We start from the raw sequence: 25,318 nt of genomic DNA, 5'->3' as shown, positions 1-25,318 counted from the left end.
CCAATCGTGGGATCACCGATTCCCGGCCTCCAATCGAAGTGATACGGCACCTGGATCCCCCCAATTGTGCAGCTCGCTTCATCGCCTTCGCTCGCTGCGGCGATGAGCGTTTAGTTACTTAGTCTCGATCTGCAGCAGCGCCTGAGCAACCTGGAAAAATGAACTATAGACGAGCCTGAAGCGTGCTTCCGGATCATTTCGCGGAGGCAACATGCAAGCATCGAGGCATGTCGGTTTTCTCGACCAATTCCTCGCTAGCTCAGGTCGGCGAGTGCCATATCATCCTATCGGCGTAGGGTCTGCAACGTCGAGTACCGCTCATTGCTGTCGTACACTTTCGCGGCAAACATGACACGATTGACACCTGCTGCATTTGCGACTGGGGGGTGGATTTCATGCTGAGGATCAACATCAAGAACCGTGACTATCTGAGCGCGTTCGGCGGCACGTCGACCGTTTACAGCGCAGTGGCAACGGGCGGCTCTCTTCTCGCGAACGCAGCTGTTGGTTCGTCAGCCGGTGCTCCGCAGATTACTGATCCCAGCGCTGTCGGCTCCGTGAACTCGCTCACGGGATCGCAAACCACTCTGTCTCCTTTGACGAATGATCCAGCCGCGACGCAAATGTCGCCGGCTTCAAGCGCTACCTCCACAAGCGACGCGACCGGTGGAGCCAGCCGGACGCTGACCGCCGATGCGACATCGACGGCAAGCTCCTCCGCTACTGATCCAGAGACGACAGCTCAGCCCCGTACCGTATTGCCCCCCGATCCTTCCACGCCGCTTGCCGCGATCTCGCTAGAGTCCTCTCTGTCGGTTGCCTCTGACGTCACGCTGCCGGTCTCAAGCATGACCGATACGTCGAGTATTCCGGCCATGACGTTTTCGGCTGCAATCGTCGGAACCACTGGCGTGGCAACGGCTGACGTGGGAACCACTGAGCAAGATGCGTCCGCCGCGCCAGCGCCGATGACCCTGGCTGCGACCGCATCAACAACAACGGTGGTGGCCGTCACTCAGACGGTAGCGGCTACCCCGACCCTGAACAAGATTGCCCTCGAAAACATGAAGCAGGGCAACCCCATTAGTGAATGGGGCCTCGACGGCGACGGCGGCGGGACCATTCAGGGTTTTGCTACCGAAATCAGCACCAATGTCGGCGGCACCGTAGACTTCAAGATCGCAACGGACTCGACTCACTACCGCATCGACATTTATCGTCTCGGCTATTACGGCGGCGATGGCGCGCGCAAGGTTGCGTCGATTGACAAGTCGCTGACGACGGCCCAGATCCAGCCGCACCCCATCGTCGACATGTCGCTTGGCCTTATCGACTGTGGCAACTGGTCGGTTTCAGCGAGCTGGCAGATTCCGGATGACGCAGTATCGGGCGTGTACATCGCCAAACTGGTGCGGGAGGACGGGACCGAAGACGCAAGCATCATTCCGTTTGTCGTGCGCGACGATGCTTCGCACAGCGACATCGTCTTCCAGACCTCCGATACGACCTGGCAGGCCTACAACGCATGGGGTGGAGCAAGCCTTTACTACGGAGAGGTGCCGGTCGATCCAGCAAACATGATCGGCTACCTGCCGCCTAACTGCAGCTGCGGCCTGACCGCGATCGGCCGCGCCTCGGCCATCAGCTACAACCGCCCCATTATCACGAACACCAGTCCCACCGGCGGAACCTGGGACTACATCTTTGGCGCCGAGCACTCAGCAATCCAATGGCTTGAGCAGAACGGCTATGACGTCTCCTACATCTCCGGCGTTGATGCGTCTCGCAATGGCAATCTGCTCCTTAACCATCAAGCCTACCTCTCCGTTGGCCACGACGAATACTGGTCAGGCGAACAGCGCGCGAACGTCGAAGCAGCCCGCGATAGTGGCGTCAACCTGGCGTTCTGGAGCGGAAATGAATGCTACTGGAAAGTACGATGGGAAAGCAGCATTGACGGCAACGGCCAAGCCTACCGGACCATGGTTTGCTACAAGGAGACTTGGGGGACAAGCACGGATCCGAGCGATATCGGCACCGGCACTTGGCGCGATCCACGCTATGCCGACCCCGGACAGGAGCCGGAGAACTCACTGACCGGAACCATGTTCACGGTCGACAGCTATCGCTCCGATACCATTTCCATACCTTATGATTATTCGAACCTGCGTTTCTGGCGAAACACCGACGTTGCCAACCTCCAGCCCGGAGAAACATACAATCTCGTCCAGAACCTGCTTGGCTATGAATGGGATTCCGACGTCGAAAATGGGTTCCGGCCAGACGGGCTGATCAACCTGTCTCTGTCTACGGTGGCGGTGAACACTTACCTCCGGGATTATGGAACAAGCGTTGGCGATGCCGTCGTCGACCACAGCCTGACGATGTACAGAGCCGCAAGCGGAGCTTTGGTGTTCGGCGCAGGCACCGTTTTCTGGTCCTGGGGATTGAACGATCAACACCAAGGCGCCGAGACGCCAACCGACCCTAACGTCCAGCAGGCTATGGTCAACATGTTTGCAGACATGGGAATCCAGCCAACGACTCTGGATGCCAGCCTTATTCTCGCGACGCAGTCCACTGACCACCTGAAGCCAACATCAACGATTACGTCGCCAATCATCGGTGCGAGTTTTGTCGAAGGCCAGCACGTCACGATCACTGGAACGGCCCAGGACTTCGGCGGCGGCATTATCGCCGGGATCGAGGTGTCTACTGACGGCGGCCAGCATTGGTTCAAGGCAACCGGCCGTGAAAACTGGAGCTACAACTGGGTCGTCCAGGCGAGCGGCACCTACACGATCATGTCGCGTGCCGTCGACGACAGCGTCAACCTGGAGACGCCATCGTCTGGAAAGCAGGTCACTGTCACACTGCCGGACACGACCGGTCTTTGGACACTGGCCTCCAAGCCCACGCTCGAGACTGCGGTCGACCGCGACGGCGTCGAGCTCGGGGTCCGTTTTCAGTCCACCACCGGCGGCTATATCGAGGGGATTCGCTTCTACAAAGGCTTCTACAACGTTGGTGAACATAAAGTCAGTTTGTGGGACGCCAATGGGACACTGCTTGCCACGGGCGTATCGACGGGCGAGTCCCTTTCAGGCTGGCAAACAGTCACCTTTTCCACTCCAATTCATATCCCCGCGGGGACGACCTTCGTTGCCTCCTATCACAGCAACGGCTTCTATTCCGTCACCGAGAACTATTTCACTCCTGGCTCGACCTATACCAATGGCGTGCTGAAGGCAGTTGATGGTGGTGGTGTTTATGCATACGGCGCCACCAGTACCTTCCCGGGCAACAACCCTGGCGGATCAAACTACTGGGTTGATGTTGTGTTTGACGCTGGTCCGAACAGCACACCCGTGGCAACCGACGACAGCGGCTTTACCATCTCCCGCAATGGCGTTTTGACAGTGTCATTTGCCTCGCTGACAGCCAACGATACTGACGCCAATGGTGATGCGCTGACGATCATCGGCGTTGGCAATGCAGTCAACGGAACGGTTGCGCTGGATACTCAAACCGGCAACGTGATCTTTACACCGAATGCCAACTACATCGGGCCGGCAAGCTTCAGCTACACCCTTTCGGACGGACGAGGTGGCACGGACCAGGGGAGCGTGAGCCTTTCCGTGGACGAAGTTGCGGCCGGCGTGTCGCTGTTTCAGCCGAACGAAGGTCCCACGGGGCAGGCGTTTACCGACAATTCCGCTATCGAGTTGGGCATGAAGTTCACTTCATCGAGCAGCGGTTCGATCACCGGAATTCGTTTCTATAAGGCGTCCGGCGATACGGGTACCCACACTGGTTCGATCTGGAGCACTGACGGCACGCTCCTGACGACTGTAACTTTCACCAACGAGTCTCTCAGCGGTTGGCAAACCGCAAAGTTCTCCAGCCCGATCCAGATCCAGGCCGGGGTAACCTATGTCGCATCGTATCACACGACCGGGACCTATGTGGCAACTGTCGGCTACTTCAACACAGCGCATACCAACGGAGCCCTCACCGGCGTTTCCGCGACGGCGAGCGGAGGGAACGGCGTCTTTTCCTACGGCACCGGCACGACCTTCCCAACATCCAGCTATCAGGCATCCAATTACTGGGTCGATGTCGTATTCAATCAATCGACGGTGAATTCGGTGCCTGTTGCAGCCAACGATAACGGCTTCAGCACCTACTCGAGCACGGCACTATCCATTGCGGCAGCAGCCCTCCTGGCGAACGACAACGACCCGGATGGCGACCCGTTGTCGATCACGGGCGTTGCAAACGGGGCAAACGGCACAGTCACTTTCGATAGCGTGACAAATACGATCGTGTTCACTCCGACAGCAGGATACGTCGGCGCAGCAAACTTCTCTTACACGATCGCGGATGGCCGCGGCGGTACCGCCTCTGCAACCGTCAGCTTGACGGTTGGCGCACAGCCAAGCGGTACAGGGCTGTTTTCATCGACCGACGCGCCCACCATTGTTGCGGGCAATGACCCAGGATCGGTGGAGCTCGGCGTCAAGTTTACCACTTCCGAAAGGGGCGAGATTACTGGCTTGCGCTACTACAAGAGCGCGCAAGACACCGGTACGCACGTCGGTTCGCTATGGACCAGCAGCGGCGTCTTGCTTGCGTCCGCAACCTTCTCGAACGAGACAACAAGCGGCTGGCAAACGGTAACCTTCTCACAACCTGTCAGCATCTCCGCAGGCGTTACCTATGTGGCAAGCTATCATTCGAACGGCTTCTATGCGGCCACGCCAAACTATTTCACGACCAGCCACTCAAACGGCACTCTGACCGCATCTTCTACGGGCAATGGCGTTTATGCCTATGGCACAGGCAGCCTGTTTCCAACCGCAACCTACAATTCAACCAACTATTGGGTCGACGTTCTTTATCAGACAGCGACTCAAAACGCTTCCCCTATCGCCGCGAACGACTCCGGGATATCAGGTGTTGCAAATACCCAATTGACGATCCTCGCCTCGGCACTTCTCGCCAATGACAGCGATCCAGATGGCGACGCGATTTCCGTCACCAGTGTCGGCAACGCGCTGCACGGAACGGTGTCCTTCGACAGCCAGTCGAATATGATCACCTTCACGCCGGAAACGGGCTACACCGGATCTGCGAGCTTTTCCTACACCATCGCCGATACGAAGGGTGCAACGTCCACTGCGCAGGCATCCCTCAACATTTCCAACGAAGGCAGCGAGCAGAATGTCTTCGCCGCCGGTACGACGCCGGCGATCGTCTCGGTCAACGACAACAGCCCGGTCAATCTCGGCATGAAGTTCCAGTCGGATGCGGCTGGCTGGATTACCGGTATTCGCTTCTACAAAAGCGCCGAGAATACCGGTTCTCACACAGGCTACCTCTGGACGGCAAGCGGTACTCTTCTTGCAAGCGCGACCTTCACCAACGAGAGCGCAAGTGGTTGGCAGTCGGTCAACCTGGCTCAACAGGTGGCGATCGATGCCAACACCACTTATGTCGTGTCCTACAGCACCAACGGCAATTATTCGGCGACGGGCAACTACTTCAGCAACAGCACGACCAACGGCAATCTCGAGGCCATGTCTTCGGCGCTAAGTGGCGGCAACGGTCTCTATGCATACGGCTCCAGCGGGCTGTTCCCGACAAGCACATTCAACAGCACCAACTACTACGTCGACGTCGCATTCAAGCAGCAACTCGCAGCGTAGCGGCGAGTGGGGAGAGTGTACATGACAGGTGGCGACAAGCGCCTCCCAGTATCGGTTTTGGCGGGTTTCCTCGGCGCAGGAAAGACAACCATCCTCAACCATGTATTGCGTAACCGGGAAGGACGCCGGGTTGCCGTCATCGTCAACGACATGAGCGAAATCAATATTGATGCCGAGCTCGTTCGTGATGGCGGTGCCAACCTGTCGCGCACCAATGAAACCCTGGTGGAACTCACCAACGGATGCATCTGTTGCACCCTTCGTGACGACCTGTTGACCGAGGTCCGCCGTCTCGCCGCCGACGGTCGCTTCGACTATCTGTTGATCGAAGGCACCGGCATTGCCGAACCGCTGCCAATTGCCGCTACGTTTTCTTTCCGTGACGAGAACGGCCTTGCGCTCTGTGACGTCGCGCGGCTGGATACCATGGTCTCGGTGGTCGATGCGGCAAACCTGCTTGCAAATTATTCGAGCGCCGATTTCCTGAGCGATCGTGGCGAAACTCGCGACAACGATGACAAACGAACGCTTGTAGACCTGCTCGTAGAGCAGATCGAATTTGCCGATGTCGTCGTGATCAACAAGGTTTCCGAAGTGGCCGCCGAGACCCGGACGGCCGTTCGCCGGATCGTCGCGGCCCTCAATCCGGATGCGCGTGTCATCGAAACCGACTTCGGTGCGCTTCCCCTGTCGACCATTCTCGATACCGGCCTCTTCAGCGAGGCCAAATCGGCCCGCCACCCGTACTGGCATAAGGAGCTCTACGGATGGGGCGACCATGTTCCGGAAACCGAGGAGTACGGGATCTCAAGCTTCGTCTATCGCGCACGCCGTCCTTTCGACCCCGCTGCGCTCGACCGCTTTCTCGCGCAGCAGTGGCCGGGCCTCATTCGCGCCAAGGGACATTTTTGGCTGGCGACGCGGCCGAACGAGATCGGGCTCCTTTCGATTGCCGGTACACAGCGACGCATGGATACCAAGGGCTTCTGGTGGGCAAGCGTGTCAAAGGCGCATTGGCCACGCTATCCGCAGTTTCGCCAGCTGCTTGACCGCCATTGGGATCTGGTCTTCGGCGATCGCCGCCAGGAACTGGTGTTCATCGGCGCCGGGCTTGACCAGCAAGCGATCAGCACAGCGCTCGACGACTGCCTTTTCGGGGAAGAGACCCACTTTGACCCGGAACTCGGCAGACAGCTTGCCGACCCCTTCCCTGCCTGGCAGCAGGCGCACCATCACCATCAATGAGCACGTTCCAAACGAGGAGATCGACAATGAGCAACGAACTTTATGCCGACGGTATCGGCGAGATCACGGTAACCGGCACGATCGTCCGCATCGACCTGATGTCGCTGTCGGCCACCGAACGGGATGCCAGCAACAATCCGAAACCGGTCTTCCGGCAGAGGATCATCATGCCCGTCGATGCGTTCGCGAATGCAGTCGACCTGATGCAGAAGGCATTGGGCGGACTGGTCGAGGCCGGCGCCGTGCGGCGCGTCAACGACCCCAATCAGAAGGCTGAGATCATCCCTCCTTCCGGTGCCTCGGGCAACGCGTCGCCGAACTTCAACTGACGAACCATCAACGCAGACACCCGGGTGGGCCATGAGTACGTTTTTGCACACCAACCTACATTGCCTTGCTCTCGTGGCACGCCACCATGGCGTTGACCTGTCACCCGAGCGCCTGCAACACGATTACGCAGTCAATGACCAACCCGTCGCGCTCCGACAATTGTTGCGCATGGCCAAAGATGCCGGGCTGCGCGCCCGGCATATCAGCCTCAGCTGGACTTCGCTTCTTGGGCTCGGCGAAGCCTTTCCTGTGCTGGCGGAGCTCGAGAACGGCAACTGGGTCGTGATTGCCGGGCCTGCAATGGGCGAAGAGGAGCCGATGATCAGGGTCCTCGATCCCCTGGCCGAGCGCCCCGACTTCATTCACCTGAGCGAAGAGCAATTCACCCGATCCTGGCACGGATCCGTGGTGATGATGAAGCGGAACTACGGCCTTAACGATGCCGATCAGCCATTCGGTTTCCGCTGGTTCATTCCCGAAATCATCAAGCAGCGCAGTTTCTTCCGCGACGTTGCGCTTGCCGCCATCGTCCTTTATGGCCTCGGTCTGATGACGCCAATCTTCTTCCAGCTCGTCATCGACAAGGTGCTGGTGCATCAAAGCTATGCAACGCTCACGGTCCTGACGATTGGCATCGCCATTGCCCTTGTCTTCGATGCTGCCTTCAGCTTCCTACGCCGTTACCTGTTGCTCTATGCCACGAACCGGATCGATATCCGCATCGCGACACGCACGTTCGGGCATCTGCTCAATCTTCCAATCGCCTTGTTCGAACAGGCGTCAGCTGGGGTCCTTGTCAAGCACATGCAACAGACGGGAAGGATCCGCGAGTTTCTGACGGGTCGCCTGTTTCTGACCCTCCTCGATGGCGTGTCGCTCCTGGTCTTCATTCCGATCCTGCTTCTCTACAGCGTCAAGCTCACCCTGGTCGTCATTGGCTTTGCAGCACTCGTCGGCCTGGTCGTCGCGCTGCTGGTCGGACCCTTCCAACGTCGCCTCCAGGCCCTCTACAAGGCCGAGGGCGACCGACAAGCACTGCTTGTGGAAACTGTGCACGGGATGCGCACCGTCAAGTCGCTGGCGCTTGAACCCCGCCAGCGCCGTGCCTGGGATGATTATTCCGCGCAATCGATTTCCGTTCGTTTCCGGGTCGACAAGATCTCGACCGTCGCCCAATCGATGACCGGGCTCCTCGAAAAGCTGATGAGCGTCGCCATCATCGGGCTCGGCGCCCTCGATGTCTTCAACGGCGCAATGACCATCGGTGCACTGGTGGCATTCAACATGCTGGCCGGCCGGGTCTCGGGTCCTCTCGTCCAGATCGTGACCATGGTGCACGAGTACCAGGAAGTCGCACTCTCGGTCCGGATGCTCGGCGAAATCATGAACCAACGTCCGGAGCAAGCCGGGCGCGGCCGCGGTATTCGCCCGCACCTCAGAGGCAACATCGAATTCGACAAGGTCACGTTCCGCTACGGTCCCGATGGCCCCCCTGCGCTCGATGAGGTTTCCTTCAATATTCCTGCAGGCTCGGTCTTTGGTGTTGTCGGCAAGAGCGGCTCCGGCAAGACGACGATTACCCGGCTCATCCAGGGGCTCTATCAGAACCAGCAGGGCATTGTCCGAATGGACGGCTACGACAGTCGCGAAATCGACCTTGTGCATCTCAGGACGAGCACCGGTGTCGTGCTGCAGGACAACTTCCTTTTCCGCGGCACGGTGCGCGAAAACATCGCGGCGGCAAAGCCCGACGCAAGTATCGAGGAAATCATGGAGGTGGCACGCATTGCCGGCGCCGAGGAGTTCATCGAGAGGCTTCCCCGCGGTTTCGACACGATGCTGGAGGAGAACGCCTCAAACCTGTCGGGCGGGCAGAAACAGCGTCTGGCAATTGCCCGGGCACTCATCACCGATCCGAAACTGCTGATCCTGGACGAGGCCACCAGCGCGCTCGACCCGGACAGCGAAACGATCATTCGCCAAAACCTCAGCCAGATCGCGGCCGGGCGAACGGTGGTCATCGTTTCTCACCGCCTCTCCACGCTTGTGGATGCGGACGCCATTCTCGTCGTCGAACGCGGCAAGATCGCCGATATCGGCAGGCATGATCAACTGGTCACACGCTGCATGACATACCGTCACCTGTGGTCCCAGCAGATGAGGCAGGTAGCATGAACGCGCGCGCTGAAAAACCAAGAGAGAACCTTCCAGTTCCAGCACCCGCCCCGGTCACTCAACCGGCGCTCAGGCGCTCGCTGCCAGCCGCGATCGCAGAGTTCCAGTCCGATGCCGTTGAGTTGGAGGAGCGCGCTCCACCGAGGATCGCCCGCATGACCCTCTATGGCATCACCGCATTGATCACGGTGGCCATTGTCTGGGCGTCCGTGTCATCGATCGACGAGGTCGTCGTGGCACCGGGAAAGCTGATAACCACGCAGCCAACCATCGTTGTGCAACCCCTCGAAACCTCGATCATCAGGACGATCAATGTCACGGCCGGAGAGATCGTGAAGAAGGGCCAGGTGCTGGCGACCTTCGATGCAACCTTCAGCCAGTCTGATGTCGATCAGCAGCGCGCCAAATTCATGGCACTCGACGCGCAGGTGAGGCGACTTGAGGCGGAGCTTGACGGGACGGACTACGCCAAGGCCGCGGGATCCACGCGGGACGAACTGCTGCAGATGCAGTTGTTCGACCAGCGTCGCGCCTACCGCGCCGCCCAGCTTCAAAATTATGATCAGCAGATCGCTGCACAGTCAGCGACGATCGCGTCGAGCAGAAGCCAGGAGGAGGTTCTGACGAACCGACGCGACACGCTGTCCCAGATCGAAGACGCCCGGGAGCGGCTTTACAACAAGGAGAGCGGATCACTGATCACATTGCTCGGCTCGCGCGACGCGCGCCTGGATGTGGAGACAACATTAACCGCCGTGCAGGGTAAGGCCGACGAGGCCGAGCATACCCTCGCCAAGCTCAGAGCTGACAGGCAGGCTTTCATCGAAGACTTCCGGCGCGCGGCCATGGAGCAACTCGTCGATCTGCGCAGTCAGCGCGATACTGCCTCCGAGGAAGTGAAGAAGATGGAGCTGCGGCGAGACATGGTGGCGATGACGGCGCCCGCCGATGCGGTCGTGCTTGATCTCGCCGCGCGCTCGGTCGGCTCCGTGGTACGTGAGGCGGAGCCAATCGTCACCCTCGTTCCGCTCAATGTGCCGATTGAGGCGGAGGTCTCGGTCAATACCCGCGACATCGGTCGTATCACGACCGGCAAGGAAGCTCGCATCAAGTTCGATGCCTATCCGTTCCAAAAGTTCGGAACCGCATCTGGAACAGTCAGGACCGTGAGCCGCGACGCCTTCACGCCAACACAGCAGGAGGCTGCGACCCAAACTGCGGCTCCCTACTTCAAGGCCCGCATCCCGCTGGCAGATCCAAGGTTGAAAGGGTCGGACGAACCCGTCCGCCTGCTTCCAGGCATGACGGTGTCAGCCGAGATCATGGTCGGGCGCCGCACGGTCATCTCCTACTTCCTCTATCCCATCCTGCGCGGGCTCGACAGCGCAATCCGGGAGCCGTGATACGCGCCGGCCGGGGAAAATGAAAAACGATCAACGCTGATCGGCGCTTGCCGTCTGCGCCTTAGTCCACGACGAGGGTGCAAACGGTCGTCGCAATATGATAGTCGCAGTTCCACCACCCAAGGAGGAACCGGTGACGGCAGCGGCGAATTCGGCACATGCAGAAGCAAGCGGGTTGATAAAGCGGATTCTCGAGGAAACCCCGCTGAAGGCCGCGGGTTTCATCGTGACGATCTACGGCGATGTCGTAGAGCCGCGCGGCGGCATCGCCTGGATCGGAAATTTGATCGAGACCTGCGCAGGCGTCGGCATCAGCGAAACACTGGTGCGCACCGCCGTCTCCCGCCTCGTTGCTGCCGGTCAATTGTCAGGGGAACGGGAAGGTCGGCGTAGTTACTACCGCTTGTCAGAATCGGCAGGAAGCGAATTCGCCGCTGCGGCAGGCGTACTGTTCGGCGCACCCGAGGACGACGGATGGCAGTTTGTCCACGTCACTGGGGAAGCAGTCGAAGACGCAATGCAGATGCTAAAGCGATCCGGACATGCGCGCATCAACAACCGCTTGGCCGTCGGCCCCGCGCATGTGATGGCAACAGCAGTTCCCGGCCTTGTATTCCGGGCGGATTCGCCACACGACCCCAAGGCTCTGAGGGATTTCGCGTCCCAGTATTGGGATCTGTCTGCGCACGAAGAAGCCTATAAGGTATTCCTGGCGCAGTTTGACGGCCTTTCAACTCTCAACGTGCCGCCAGCCACAGCGCTGACAATGCGCCTGCTCCTCGTCCATCGCTTCCGCACCGTTCACCTGCATGACCCGAGATTGCCGGTCTCGGCACTCCCGGACAACTGGCCAGGGGGCGCGGCGAGGCGGTTGTTCGCGAAGCTTTACCGACACCTTTCCACCAAGGCCGACGCTTATGTCGCCGAAAGGTTCGTCACGGCATCCGGTTCGCTGCCGGCGTGGACCGAAGGGACGGACCATCGGCTCGACATGCTGGAAGGCAGTGAGCGGTAAGCCACGAGGTTTTGTGAGCACTTGCGCCGCCACGGTCGTCCCATGGCGGCGCGGGTGAAGCGAAATGCGGACGCGCGGCTCGCATCATTCGGGAACCGCGCGACAAACCCGGATGTCGGAAGATATAAGCCTGAATAAAACCCCGACCGGGATTGCCCCGGTCGGGGAGGCGCGCTCGACCCCTCAAGAGACGCCGTTGAAGTCGCTGGCCGTCAGGTTGTAGTTGCCCTTCAGCATCAGCACGAAGTCGGCATCGGTGTTGCTGTCGACATTGCCGTGGATCACCGTGAACTCGTCGCCGTTCAGCACCTCGTGCGTCACCACCACCTGGCCGGCCGCCGTCAGCGCACCACCAGAGGCCAGCGAGAAGTGCTGCACCCCATCCATCCCGGTATTGGCGTCGATCGCCGCAAAGTCGATCTTGTCGCCGGGCTGGAAGCCGTGGATCACGTCGCCGTCGGCAGCCCCTGCCGACAGGAAGCGGAAGGTGTCGTTGCCGAGCCCGCCGTCCATGACGTTGACCGCAGCCGTGGCCGTGATCGTGTCGTGGCCGGAACCGGTGATGACGTTCTCGAAGCCGTAGACCACATCCGTCCCGGTGCTGCCGCCCGACACCTGGCCACGCTGCATGAAGCCGTTGCCAAGGTCGACCGTCAGGTTCGCCGTCGCCACCGCATAGTCCAGCGTGTCGTTGCCGTAGCCGCCCCAGTACTGGTCGTCGCCGTCACCGGCAGAGGCGATCACCGTGTCGTCGCCGTCACCAGCCCAGACCTGATCCTCGCCGGCCCCGCCCTCGATGAAGTCGTTGCCCGCTTCGCCATGGATCATGTCCTTGCCGGCATTGCCGAACAGCATGTCGTCGCCGGCCCCGCCATGCAGCTCGTCGTCGCCGGCTCCACCAGTGACGCTGTCATTGCCGTCGCCGGCCGTCACCACGTCGTCGCCGTCCTCGCCGCGCAGGATGTCATTGCCCGCATCGCCGGCAACGATATCCCCACCACCACCGCCAAGGATCGTATCGGCACCAGCCGCGCCAATCAGAACATCCCCAGCAACAGTCCCGATCAATGTCCGAGCCGCAACAGGAAGCGGATCCGTGCCGCCGTCACCGGAGCCATCGTCATCGCCGCCGCCCTGGTTTTGGCCATCATCGTCACCGCCACCGTTGCCGCCACCGTCGCCACCACCGGTCTGGCCATCATCGCCCCCACCGGTCTGGCCATCGTCGCCACCGCCGGTCTGGCCATCATCGCCACCACCGGTCTGGCCATCATCGCCACCACCGGTCTGGCCATCATCGCCCCCACCGGTCTGGCCATCGTCGCCACCGCCGGTCTGGCCATCATCGCCACCACCGGTCTGGCCATCATCGCCACCACCAGTCTGGCCATCATCGCCCCCACCGGTTTGACCATCATCGCCACCACCCTGATTATCCTGCTGGTTGGTTCCGAAGATGTCTTCGGGCAGGCCAGTCAGCCCGGTGTTGCGTGCAATGATCGCGGCAAAGCCCTGTTCTTCAACGATGTCGTAGAAGTCGAGGTTTTCCACGCGGTCGAGGTAGTAGAGGCGATCGCCTTCCTGAATGCGGTCCAGTTGTTCGTGCAAGATGACCCAGAAGGTCTGCCCGACGACACCGCCGTTGATGTGCTTCTCGGCAAGGCCGCCGACGAATAAGTCGACACGGTCGATGCCCTTGACGACGCCAGTGCCATCCGGCTGCATCGCGACGTCAATATTGGGATTGATCTGCTTGAATTTCGCAATGTCGCCCGCCTGCAGTACGAGGTCCGGATAGGCTTGGCGGAACTGGTTGATGACAGTGTCCGACAGGCCGTTGCGGGTCTGGAAGTCCTCCCAGGACGTATAAGGGTTGAGGTCGCCGGCGAAGCCGACAGCCTCGTGCACATAGGGATCGGTCGATGCCAGGAGATCCGCGCGGACCTGGTTCATCGAGCCGAGGCCCACATCCCATTCGCGGGCAACGTCGAAGGCGAACACGTCAGCGCTGCTGCGGACGAGATCGTTGCGCACAGCATCAACGAGGTTGACATCGACTTCTTCTGCCGGCTGCACGACGCCACCGGCAAGGATGCCGTTGATTCCGAGCTGTTCATAACCCGGTTGTGGCACGTAGCCGGGAGGCAACGGGGCAGTGAACGCGCTGACGTCATTCGTCGGATTGAGGAAGGCGTCGAACAGTGCAACCTGGGTCGGATGGCCTTGCGCATCCATAACGGTCAGGTTCTGGCCGATCAGCGAGTGGCCGAAGCGATAGGCCGCCGTCGCGAATTCGTGCGACACGCGGGCATCGACGTCGGGGTTGTACTCGTTGAAGCCATGCTCGCCGTCACCCTTCATCCCACCGAGCAGCTTGTCGGCAAACTCGGTATAGACGACACGCTGGTATTCGGCCTCGTTGATCACCTTGGCGGCCTGGAAGAGTTCCTCGGCCGTACCGGCGAAACCAGCCTCCAGCAACCCGGCCACATGGAAGTTATGGTTGCGTGCCCAGATGGTATGGATCGCCGTCAGGGCAACGTTCTCGTTGGCCCGTCCATCGCCGGCCACATAGTGATCGAGCAGGCTGATGAAGGGGTTTGTGTCGAGCAGCAGTGCAAAACCGCTGCCCATGAAGTTCTTCGTCATCTGCGGCAGCATCGTCTCATCGATGTGTCCGGTAGCATCCACCAGACCGGCGAAGTAGTCGCGGAAGGCAATATGGCCACCCGGCAACGAAGCTGCCGTAAAGACCGTGTTGTTGGCCCAGTGATGCATGATCAGTTCACGCAGGTTGGGCAGCAGGTTGAAGTCCGGGTTGGATGGATCGGGTGCACCGGCCAAGAGCCGACCGCTGAACCCACCATGACCGTCGCCTTCCCTGAGGAACTGACCGACGAGCTCATCGGAGCCGTAAGCCTGGTTCTGGTCGGCAAAGGGCGAGGTCTTGTTGAGGTTCTCCGGAATGCCGTTGGCATCGAAGCCGGAAACCGTTCCGCGGGTCAGATCCGCCGGATTGTCGGTACCAGGCGTATGTCCGGCACCTGCTGCGCCGATCTGGATCGTGCCGTTGCCACCCTTCGGCAGGAAGTCGAGTCCATGGTCGAAATACTGGCCAAACGCCATGAACAGGCTGTTGGCGTGTTCGGCACTGGTCGGCAGGTTTGGTTCCTGGGTGCCGAGCGCATTGCTGATCGCACGCGGATCCAGCCCGTTGAAAAGCGGGTTGATATCCCGGTTGTGGATGGTGTCGTTGTAATCCCCGAAATGCGCACCCGTGAGACGGATGAAGGGCTGATCGGCAGATCCATAGTCGGCATGCGCGCGATTGTTGCCCGTGCCTTCGAGGTCACGAATGCCGACCGCGTCGTTGTCTTCCCCACCCGGCAAGCCGTTCACCAGGTTTTTCAGGGCGGTGAGATCGCTGGCCGTCAGATGGAAGGCGCCACTGCCTCCGGGATTGTCGTTGCCGCCGCCTCCATCATTGCCGCCGCCACCGTTTCCACCGGTGTCGCCGCCGCTGCCGGAGCCGGAACCGGAGCCGGCCTCAAAGGTCGGCGTGCCGGCGCTGGCAAAGGTGACCGAGTGCGTGCCGTTCGACATCGTGGTCATGCCATTGGCCGTCGTCGATGTGTAATCAGCCAGGGTCGAACCTGGTGCAAGCTTAATCACGTCCTGCGGACGCAGAGTGCCGACGATGGTGTCATGGCCGCCGTTCGAGGTGAACACGATCCGGTGTGCTGACGTCAGCGAACTGATGTCCACTGTATCGTCACCGGCCGAGCCGTCGATTGTGATGGTGCTGGTAAGCAATGTGGTCGGAGCGAAATTGCCGATGACCTGGAACGTATCGCCACCACCACCGCCGGTGATCTGGATCTCCTCGATATTCGCAAGTTCCGCCACGACCACATCATTGCGCGTGATCACGATCTGGGTCGCTGCCGCAATCGTGATGCCGGCCGCGATTGCATCGGCGCTGGCATAGACCTTGAAGTTCTCGGTAGTCGCGTCGCCCACGATCTGGACGGTATCGGTGTCGCGACCGCCGTCGATAATGTCACGTCCGTCGGTGGAGCCAACGATGATCAGGTCATTGCCGCGATCGCCAAGGATCGTATCATTGCCCGGGCCACCATTGATGATGTCGTCACCACGGCCGCCGTCGATCGTGTCGTCCCCAGCACCGCCATTGAGAATGTCGTTGTCGCGATCGCCGAGGATGGTATCGTCGCCGTCGCCTCCGTCGACAGTATCGGCCCCGCGGCCTGCGTCGATCGTGTCACTGCCGCCAAGGCCAAGGATGATATCATCGCCTCGGTCGCCGGTGATCGTGTCTGCGAACGCTGTGCCTGTGAGTGTGTCAGCAGCACGCGTGCCGACCAGGGTCACGCCAACACCAGGTATTGGCGGCAGCGCCGAATAGATCTGCTCCAACGTCCCATGGCCGTCCTGGTAGAGGGCACGCACACGCAGGTTAAGCCCTGCCTCCCCGTCAGTCACCGTGAAGCTCGTGCCATGGGCACGCTCCACCTCGCCGGCACCGAAGGTAAGGATGTCCTCGTAGACGCCGGATCCGGTAACCGTCTCGACCTGCCAGAAATAGTCGACTGGTCCGGTGATTGTCCCGGTCGGATTGGTGGCGCTCACATTGTCGGCATCCGTGATTCCAGCAAACGACACCGTCAATACCGTACCGGCAGCAGCCGTCTCGACAGGTGTTACACCGTCGAGGATCGACATCACGCCGGAAGGCGCAGCATTCGTAACGCCGGGAGCCGCATTCGGGAGCAAGACCGAGCCATCGGAGAACTGCAGCCGCTCGATGTTCGTCAACCGGTCGGTGCCGTCGGTGCCGACATTGTCCGTCACCGTCGTCAGACCACCGACCGTCGTGATCGTGTAGTTCGCCTGCCTGCCCGAGAAGACCGCCGTGTCAAAGGCGGCCGTGCCGGTCTTGATCTCACGCACGATGTTCAACTGGCCAGGGCTCCACGTGCCATCCAGCATCCTCGCCTGGAATTCCAGATCGGCCATGCTGTCGAAGGAGGCAATTTCCGGGCCGGTGTGGTTGGTGTCGCCTGCCGCGTAGACGGCGATGCGGACGTTCAGCCACTTGTCGCCGTCGATGACGTCGTCGCCGCCGCGACCCTCGATGATGTCACTTCCGTCACCGCCAAGGATGATATTGCCGCCGTCGTAGAAAGTCTTGTGTGCCCCGGGCGCGAGATCGGCCGCGTAGGCTGTATCGAGCAGCTCCTGCAAACCGTTGATCAGCGCGATGTTGGTCAGCACGCTGCCCGTTGCGCCTTCTGTGGGCAGGGCTGCAGCGTCGACGTCGTTGCCGTGCAGCACGTCGCCAAAATGCGAGCCGGAGATGCCTTCGACTATATCGAAACGGATCAGCGGCGTTTGCGAACCCGGCATCTGGGGCGAGTCGAAGAAGCGATCCGAGATGTCGATGTAGACGCCGCGTTCGTTGTCCTTGAAGTCGGCCCAGTCGTAGCCGGAGCCGCCGATGTAGCGGTCACCGAAGCCGGTCTTGCCGACCATGATGTCGTCGCCGCCTTCGGCATTGAACTTGTCGTTTTCACCGTCGCCGATGAAGACGTCGTTGCCGATGATCGGGTCGTTGCCAAGCGGGTCGAAATTGTCGCCAGGCGCTCCGTCCGACGTTCCTTTCTCGATCCAGTCATCACCCTCATTGCCCATATCCTGTTCGTTGGCCTTGCTGCCCAGGATGAAGTCGTTGCCCTGGCCGCCAATTGCTTCCGAGGCGTCCTCGCCGGTGATGATGAAGTCGCTGCCGAAGCCGCCGATGATCAGGTTGACGCCGTTGCCGCCCTGGATCACGTCGTCGCCGTCGCCACCCTGGATGTTGTCGTCGCCGCCGATGTCGGTGATGATGTCGTTGCCGTCACCGCCGCGAAGCTGGTCGTTGCCGTAGCCGCCTTCAATGCGGTCGTTACCTCCGTCGCCATAAACGGTGTCGTCGCCGGCACCCGAGATCAGTATGTCGTTGCCACTCGGATTGGCGAGGCTGCCAGGGTTGGTGCCGCCAAGCACGATGTGGTCTTCGCCGGTATACTTGATGTAGTTGCTGTCAGGCCCGGCAGTGTCGGGATTGTCGCGAACGACCAGCGGATTGAGATCCGTGCCTCCTTCTGTCGGGTCAGCGCGACCGTCCGCGCCAAGCCCGGTGAACTGTTTGGTCGGATCGACCTCGAGTGTCCAGGTCGGCGTCGAAAAGACAAGTGCCGACAGGTGCGTCGCGCTTGTGTTAGCCATGATGAGCTTGGCGAACGAATTCCCCTCCAGCTCGGCGTTGAAGGCCAGGCCCGCGGTGCGTTCCAGATAATAGAAGCGGTCGCCGTCCTGCAGCTTTTCGAGCTGGTTCTCGAAGATGAAGTTGAAGGTCGAACCGAGCATGCCCCCGAACGGGTTCTTCTCCTCGGCAAGGCCGCCGATCCACAGATCGATCGCGTCGAGACCTGTGGTGGTCACGCCGCTAGCGAGGCTCGCCCAGGTACCGGTGGAGTTGAGGAAGTCGAGCCGGTCGGCAGGTTCGCCAGCTCCGCCGAGCACGAGGAGTGTAGCTGCCGCGCGCTTGGCCGCCGTTGTCGTGGCAGTGGTGATCGAGTCGTGCGTGCCGTAGGCGGCAATGAAATTGATCACCGATTCCGCGTGCTTCAGGTGCTGCACCAGGTCGGCCCAGCTCGTGTACGGCTTAAGGTCGGAGTTTCCGGTCTGCCGGTAGATGTCGCGGCGAACGGCATTCAGCGAGGGAATGCCGACATCGCGGCCACGCGCGATGTTGATCGCCGGCAAGTCGAGGGGCAAACCAAGCAGATTGTTGCGAAGCGCTTCGGTCACGAACTCGTCGATCTCGTTGCCGACCTGGCGGGTGACGCCGCGTACGATAGCGCTGGTTGCATCCTCCGGAGTGGTCCCGCTCGCGGCGAAAGCCAGCGGGTTCAGGAAGGCTGCGATCAGGCCGGTCTGCTGGTTGCCGGCTTCGGTCGGGTTTCCATCGCCCACAACGTTGAAATTCTCATCGTAGCGGTCGACCGTCTCGGTCAGCATCGAATGGCCGAAACGATAGACGGTATGGGCGAACTCGGCCACGATCGACGGGTCGAGGTCGGCGTCATAGACCTGCGTCGGGGCGAAGAACAGGTCCACATTCGGCTGAATGGTGCGCGCAAACTCCTCGAACACCAGATGCTGGTACTGCATCTCGGTGCCGAATTTGGCTGCCTGGAACAGGCGTTCGCCGTCCCACTGCAGGGCCGCTATCTCTGCAGGTGTCGTCGGGAAGGCAGCTGGTCCGGTACCTTCAACCAGCCATTCCTTGAGGAAGTCGAGGTTGTTGGCCGCGAGGACCGTCTCCTTGGTCTGGTCGACCAGCCGGTTGTGTTCGTGGTGGAAGATCGAGTGCACGGCGGTGAGGCCGATGTTCTCGTTCACGCGTCCGTCGCCGGCGATGTAATGGGCGTCGAGCAGTTCGTTGTCGTAAGCAAGGTTGTTGCCTCCCGGTCCGACGGGAACGGCATTTCCGGTATCCGTATCGGCATCGGGCGCGAGAACACCGGCATTGAACACCGGCACGGCGTTATGCGCGATATCGTTGAGGAAGGCGTGGCCGGTGCGCACGGCATTGGCAAGCGAGATCGGCGCAAGAGGATTACCCTCGACAAGGACGTCGTCACTCGTCCCGCCGATGCCGTCAGCCCCCTTCATCACCACCTGCGGGAAGCCATTCGGCCCCCTGATGAAATTGCCGTAGGCGTCGGTCGCCAGCAGAGGCACGTTGTCGAAGTCTGCATCGGTGAGATTGATGCCAAGGATGTCGTTGGCCTGTGCCTTGACAACCTTCCAGGTCGCCATGCCGCCGATCTCGCGATCATCACCGCCGCCGAAGTGACCATCCGCGCCGAGATCCCAGTTGGTGATCAGCTTGCCGGTGGCGTGCGCCCCGGTACCGTCCAGACTGTAGGCACGCAGGAAGACCTGGTGCGATGGATGCGAGGAATAGGTCTGGTTCTGGTCGACAAATGGCGTCGTAGTGTTGGTGCCAGCGTGGGTATTGTCGGCGGATTCGTCAACGGCGGTCGCCGGGTTGTCGAGCAGGATGCCGTCTGGGCCTGCTTGCGTCGCCCGCGTCACCACCATGAAGTTCGAATTGCCGCCGGGGACATAAAGCGGATCGTCCGGCTGCAGGGGAATGTAGATGGTGCCGTTCCCCCCCTTGGTGACGAGGTCGAGGCCGTGGTCGAAGAACTGGCCGAAGAACGTGAACCAGGAATTGAACGGTGCCGAAAGGCCGACGTCAGGCGCGACCGCGTCGATCTTGAAGACGTCGCGGTCATCAGCCGTGCCGAAAAGACCGTCGATTCCAGGGCTCTTGACGATCGAGACACCGTCCTTCAGGACGTCGTCGTTACCCGGGGCGCCGAAGTCGAGTTGTCCGTTCAGGCCCGGATCAAACGCGGCAGCGTAGGCCGCCGGGTTGTTGGCGGTCTGGTCAACGACGAGATTACTGATCGTGCGCGGATCCGAATCGACGACACTGATCGATGAATTGTAGTTGGTGTTGGTGACGGGCGGCGGCCCGCCTGGTCCCAGGCTGAATGGACTTTCATCCTGCTCGTCCAGGAAGTTCGGTGGTACCACCCGCGGGAACGTGTTGTCGGCCGCCCCGAATTCGCTCTGGTCGATACCGTTGAGATGCACGAGGTTGTTGTTTGAGCCGTCGACAGCACGCAGCCCAAGCGGCGAGCGAACGTTCGGGATCAGTGACAGGAGGCTCGCACCGTTCGCGTGGGCTTCGGCAATCTTGATCTGATCAAGAATGAACTGCAGGTCGGAGACCGCCATATGAATGCCGGCGCCGCCGGCGGTGACTTCGTTGAGCGGAGCTGCGACGGTCGGCGGGACGACGGGTGCAGCGGCGATCGCTGCTGTCGGTGCCGAGAAGACCGTTTCCGTCACACCATGGGCGTCCTGGTAGTAGGCCTTGACACGGATAGGTAAGCCAACAAGGTCTGGCGTCACGCGGAAGTTGACGCCATCCGCGCTCAGGAAAGCAAGGTCGCCCGCTGGCAGGAGGATGATGTCTTCAAAGACGCCATCGCCATTGCGATCGACTTGCCAGTAGTAGGAGACGGACTCGGTGATTGCCCCAGAATCGGGATTGTCTCCATCGGTCACGCCGGCAATCGACACCTCAAGCAACTGGCCGGCTGTCGGTGTGCCGTCTGCGGCATGCGTTGTAGCATCGCGAATCTCAAGCAATCCAACCGGTTCCGCGTTGAGGCCGGGCACGACGACCTGGGCCTCATCCGCGAATTGCAGCCGCTCGATATGGGTCAGCGTATCCGTGCCATCGCGGGCAACCACACTGTCGGCGACCGTTACGATGTCGTCGCTGAAGTCTGCCGTTCCCATGTCGTTGATGGTGACGGTATAGTCGGCCCTGTTGCCCGAGAAGACGGCCGTGTCGAAGGCGTTTCCGCCGGTCGAGCTGCCATCCATGATCTCGCGGATCGCATGCAATTGGCCCGGATTGTAGGTGCCCGCCAGCATGAACGGCATCAACTGGACCATGTTGTCGAATGAGGCAATCGGCGTGCCGGTGTGATTTATGTCATCGGCCGCATAGACGCCGATACGCACGTTCAGCCACTTGTCGCCATCGATCAGATCGTCGCCGCCGCGGCCCTCGATGATGTCGCTGCCGTCACCACCGAGGATGATGTTGCCGGTCGCAAATCCCGTCGTCGACAGCCCGGCACCCCCGAGCAGCGCGTCGAGTTGGTCGATCAGTGCAACGTTGGTCAGTGCGCCACCGGTGGCGCCGCCATGGTTGACGATCGTGACGGCGTCAACGTCGTCGCCGCGCAGTACGTCGGCATACCTCGAACCTGACAGGCCTTCCACCTCCGCGAAACGGTCGAGGATCGAGGCAGGCGAAGCGCCGATGGGCTGGAAAGCGCCGATGTTGGTCGCCGGTGCGCCGTGTGGTTGCGCCAACGCAGCCAGCGTCAGGTCAACGGTCACGCCGAAGCGGTCATTCAGATAGGTGACCCAGTCGAAGCCCGACATCCCGTCCATCTTGTCCTGGGCGTCGCTGCCGGTGAAGATATCGTCGCCGCCTTCGCCGATCATTTCGTCGAAGCCGCCGCCACCGATGAAGATGTCGTTGCCGATCACGTCGTCGGCCAGCACAGGCGAGAAGTTGTCGCCGGGCGCTCCGTCCTGAGTACCCATTTCGATCCAGTCGTCGCCTTCATTGCCGGTCGGCGGCAGATTGGTCTTGGCACCGAGGATGAAGTCGTCGCCGGTGCCGCCGAACGTCGTCGAGATGTCTTCCGTGGTGATGATGAAGTCCTGGCCGTCACCGCCGAGGATCAGGTTGCCAAGAACCGACATGCTGCCGACGACAATGACGTCGTTGCCGGCGCCGCCTTCAATGCGATTGTCGCCAAACGAGTCGGACAGGATGTCGTCGCCGTCGCCGCCGAGAATTGTGTCGTTACCCGTGCCCCCCTCGAGCCGGTCATTGCCGCCATCGCCATAAAGAGTGTCGTCGCCTTCGCTCGAGATGATGATGTCATCGCCAGCCGTACCACCGAGAACGACATGGTCCTCGCCCGTGTAGTGGAGATAGTTCGTGTCCACTCCACCCGTCGCCGGATTGTCGCGAATAACAAGAGGAACAACTTCGATGCCATTGATCTCGAGACCGCCGGTCGGATCCGCGCGGCCATCGGCACCGAGCCCGGTGTGCTGCCGTGTTTGGTCGACTTCGAGCGTGAAGGCAGGTGTTGTGAAGATCGCGTTCGGCAGATGCGTCGCGTCGCTATTCAGCATCACCAGCTTGGCAAAGGAGTTGTTTTCCAGCTCAGTGCCGAAATGCATGCCAGCCGTGCGCGACAGATAGTAGAAGCGGTCCCCGTTCTGCAGCGATTCAAGCTGGGTCTCGAAGACGAAGTTGAAGGTCGAGCCGAGCATGCCGCCAAACGGCATTTTTTCTTCCGCAAGGCCGCCGATCCAGAAATCGACGTCGTTGAGGCCGCCAAGCGAGCCACCGGCATAGGCGCCGGTGGCGTTCAGGAAATCTAAGCGGTCGCCCGGAGCTCCGGCTCCGCCAAGGACGATCGCGGTCGCAATCGCGCGCTTGTCGACCAATGTCGTCGCGCTGGTGATCAACGGATGCGTGCCATAGGCCGCGATGAAGTTGATCAGCGACTCCGCGTGCTTGAGATGATCGGCAAAGTCGGCCCAGCTGATATAAGGCTTGAGCTGGCTGTCGCCGGTCATGGCGAAGAATTCGGCCCGCGCGTTGTTGAACGAGGGAATGCCGGTGTCACGGCCGCGCGCGATATTCAGCGCCGGCAGGTCGAGCGGCAGGCCAAGCAGGTTGTTGCGCAATGCCTCGGTGACGAATTCGTCGATCTCGTTGCCAACCTGGCGGGTTACACCGCGAACGATCGCGCCGGTCGCCTGTTCGGGCGTCAGGCCACTATTGGCATAGGCAAGCGGATTGAGGAACGCCGCGATCAGGCCGAGTTGCGGGTCGCCACCGACGGTATTGAAGTTTGGATCCAGGCGATCGACCGTCTCGGTCAGCATAGAATGGCCAAAGCGGTAGACCGTATGTGCGAACTCGGCAAGAATCGCCGGGTTGATCGTGGTATCGTAGCCGTTCGGCGCTAGAAATTCATCGACCTGAGGCTGGACTGTGCGAGCGAACTCCTCGAACACAAGATGTTGATACTGCATCTCCGTGCCGAATCTCGCAGCCTGGAATAGGCGTTCGCCATTCCACTGCAGGGCGGCGATCTCTTCCGATGTAGTCGGGAAGGTGTCTGGCCCTGTATCGGGAATCAGCCATTGCTTGAGAAACGCAAGATCGCCGGATGTCAGCACCGTGTCCTTGGTCTGCTCGACCAGCCGGTTATGCTCGGAGTGGAACACAGCGTGCACGGCGGTAAGGCCAATGTTCTCGTTCACACGGCCGTCGCCGGCGATGTAGTGCGCGTCGAGAAGCTCATTGTCGTATTGGCCGGCAGCAAGCGGGCCGGTGTTGACGATGTTGTCCGCATCCGGGGTCTTGCCGGTGGGATCGGCATTGTGCGCGATGTCGTTCAGGAAGGCATGGCCGGTGCGGGCCGCGCCGGCGAGGCTGATCGGCGCGGCCAGGTTGCCCTCGGTGAAGGAACCGTCGGTCATCATGACCAGCGGCATCCCGTTCGGCCCCTTGATGAAATTCCCATAGGCATCGACAGCCAGAACCGGCACATTGCCGACATCAGCATCGGTGAGATTGATGCCGAGGATGTCGCGAGCCTGTGCCTTCACCACGGCCCAGGTTGCCATGCCACCGATCTCGACATCGTCGCCGGTCCCGAACAGGCCGTCCGCCCCGAGATTGCGGTTGGTAATAAGTTCGCCAGTCGCCACGGGATCGCCATTGGCATTCAGCTCATAGGCGCGCAGGAATACCTGGTGCGAGGGGTTCGAGGCGTAGGTCTGGCTCTGATCGACGAAGGGTGAAGTCGTGTTGGTCGCGTCCAGTCCGCGCGCAGCTCGTTGCAGGACCATGAAATTAAGAGCGCCAGGCGCCGTGCTGAAAAGAGGATCATCCGGTTTCAACGGGATGAAGACAACTTCGGTCTGGCTCTGGCTCTTGGTCACCAGATCGAGTCCATGGTCGAAGAACTGGCCGAAGAAGGTCATCCAGGCGTTGAACGGCGCCGACAGGCCTGCATCAGCGGTGACGTTCGGGATGAAGTTGACTGGAGTGTCGTCAGCTGTACCGAACAGACCGTCCAGCCCGGGGCTCATGACGACGCTTGATCCGGGCGTCTGGGCGGCTGCGGCCTGAGCTGCCGGGTTGTTGTCCGTCTGATCGACGATCAGGTTGCTGATCGTGCGCGGCTCGGAATCCACAACCGTCGTTCCCGGTGTCGCATAGCTCGTGCCGCTCTCCGCGGCCTGAAAGGATGGGTCGGTAAGGCGCGGGAAAGCCAGATCTGCGGCGCCGAATTCGGGATGAACCAGATTGTTGAAAGATCCGTCGACGGTCCGGAGGCCCAGGGGCACCTCGGCGTTTGGCAGGATGTCGGTGAGGCTCTCGCCGTTAGCATTGCGCTCCGCAATAATGATTTGCTGCAGGATGAAATCCAGATCTGAACGAATGAATTGTACCATAACACCCTCCCCAAAGTTGCCCTTCGCCCTGGACAAAGCTTCGCCCTTCGCACAAACGAAGTGCGCTGCGGGCTGCTTACGTCGCCGAAGCTATGGCCGAGACAGTTGGTCGGTCCTCAAGGACCACCCTTCGATGATTATGCAGTTCCAGGGGTCAGTGCACGAGGGGACTAGGTCGCATAATCATCTGGACAACCGTCCAGCCATCGACGGCACTATGGTCGCTC

7 protein-coding genes are annotated in these 25,318 nt (G+C 60.8%); 6 read left to right on the top strand and 1 reads right to left on the bottom strand.

Features of this window, described 5'->3' with window-relative positions; genetic code table 11:
- Positions 1 to 395 precede the first annotated feature (395 nt).
- From FHX16_RS24345 to FHX16_RS24320, 6 genes are all read left to right on the top strand, one after another.
- Positions 396 to 5,708, top strand: coding sequence for a DUF4082 domain-containing protein (locus FHX16_RS24345; protein WP_259130825.1), 5,313 nt, complete (start codon positions 396 to 398; stop codon positions 5,706 to 5,708).
- Positions 5,709 to 5,729: 21 nt separating this feature from the next.
- Positions 5,730 to 6,953 carry a GTP-binding protein gene (locus FHX16_RS24340; RefSeq protein WP_259130823.1) on the top strand — a complete coding sequence of 408 codons (1,224 nt, stop codon included), beginning with the start codon at positions 5,730 to 5,732 and terminating at the stop codon, positions 6,951 to 6,953.
- A gap of 26 nt (positions 6,954 to 6,979) precedes the next feature.
- On the top strand, positions 6,980 to 7,282 hold the full coding sequence (locus FHX16_RS24335; RefSeq protein ID WP_183756510.1) for a hypothetical protein: 303 nt from the start codon (positions 6,980 to 6,982) through the stop codon (positions 7,280 to 7,282).
- Between the two features lie 31 nt (positions 7,283 to 7,313).
- Positions 7,314 to 9,458 (top strand): peptidase domain-containing ABC transporter, encoded by a 2,145-nt coding sequence (locus FHX16_RS24330; protein ID WP_259130821.1) that lies wholly within the window; start codon positions 7,314 to 7,316, stop codon positions 9,456 to 9,458.
- Positions 9,455 to 10,861, top strand: coding sequence for an HlyD family type I secretion periplasmic adaptor subunit (locus tag FHX16_RS24325; RefSeq protein WP_259130819.1), 1,407 nt, complete (start codon positions 9,455 to 9,457; stop codon positions 10,859 to 10,861). The genes FHX16_RS24330 and FHX16_RS24325 overlap by 4 nt, the downstream gene beginning before the upstream one ends.
- 133 nt (positions 10,862 to 10,994) lie before the next feature.
- Positions 10,995 to 11,876 carry a PaaX family transcriptional regulator C-terminal domain-containing protein gene (locus FHX16_RS24320; RefSeq protein ID WP_259130817.1) on the top strand — a complete coding sequence of 294 codons (882 nt, stop codon included), beginning with the start codon at positions 10,995 to 10,997 and terminating at the stop codon, positions 11,874 to 11,876.
- Positions 11,877 to 12,059: 183 nt separating this feature from the next.
- Here the strand turns inward: FHX16_RS24320 and FHX16_RS24315 are convergent, their stop codons facing one another.
- Positions 12,060 to 25,091: a peroxidase family protein gene (locus FHX16_RS24315; protein ID WP_310503149.1), complete on the bottom strand. Its 13,032-nt coding sequence runs from the start codon at positions 25,089 to 25,091 to the stop codon at positions 12,060 to 12,062.
- Positions 25,092 to 25,318: the final 227 nt, after the last annotated feature.

The sequence above is a fragment of the Rhizobium sp. BK661 genome, from assembly GCF_024808825.1.
In the GTDB taxonomy this organism is placed as follows: Bacteria; Pseudomonadota; Alphaproteobacteria; order Rhizobiales; family Rhizobiaceae; genus Rhizobium.
The sequence above is the reverse complement of the archived record's forward strand: the minus strand, read 5'-3'. Positions and strand labels throughout refer to the sequence as shown.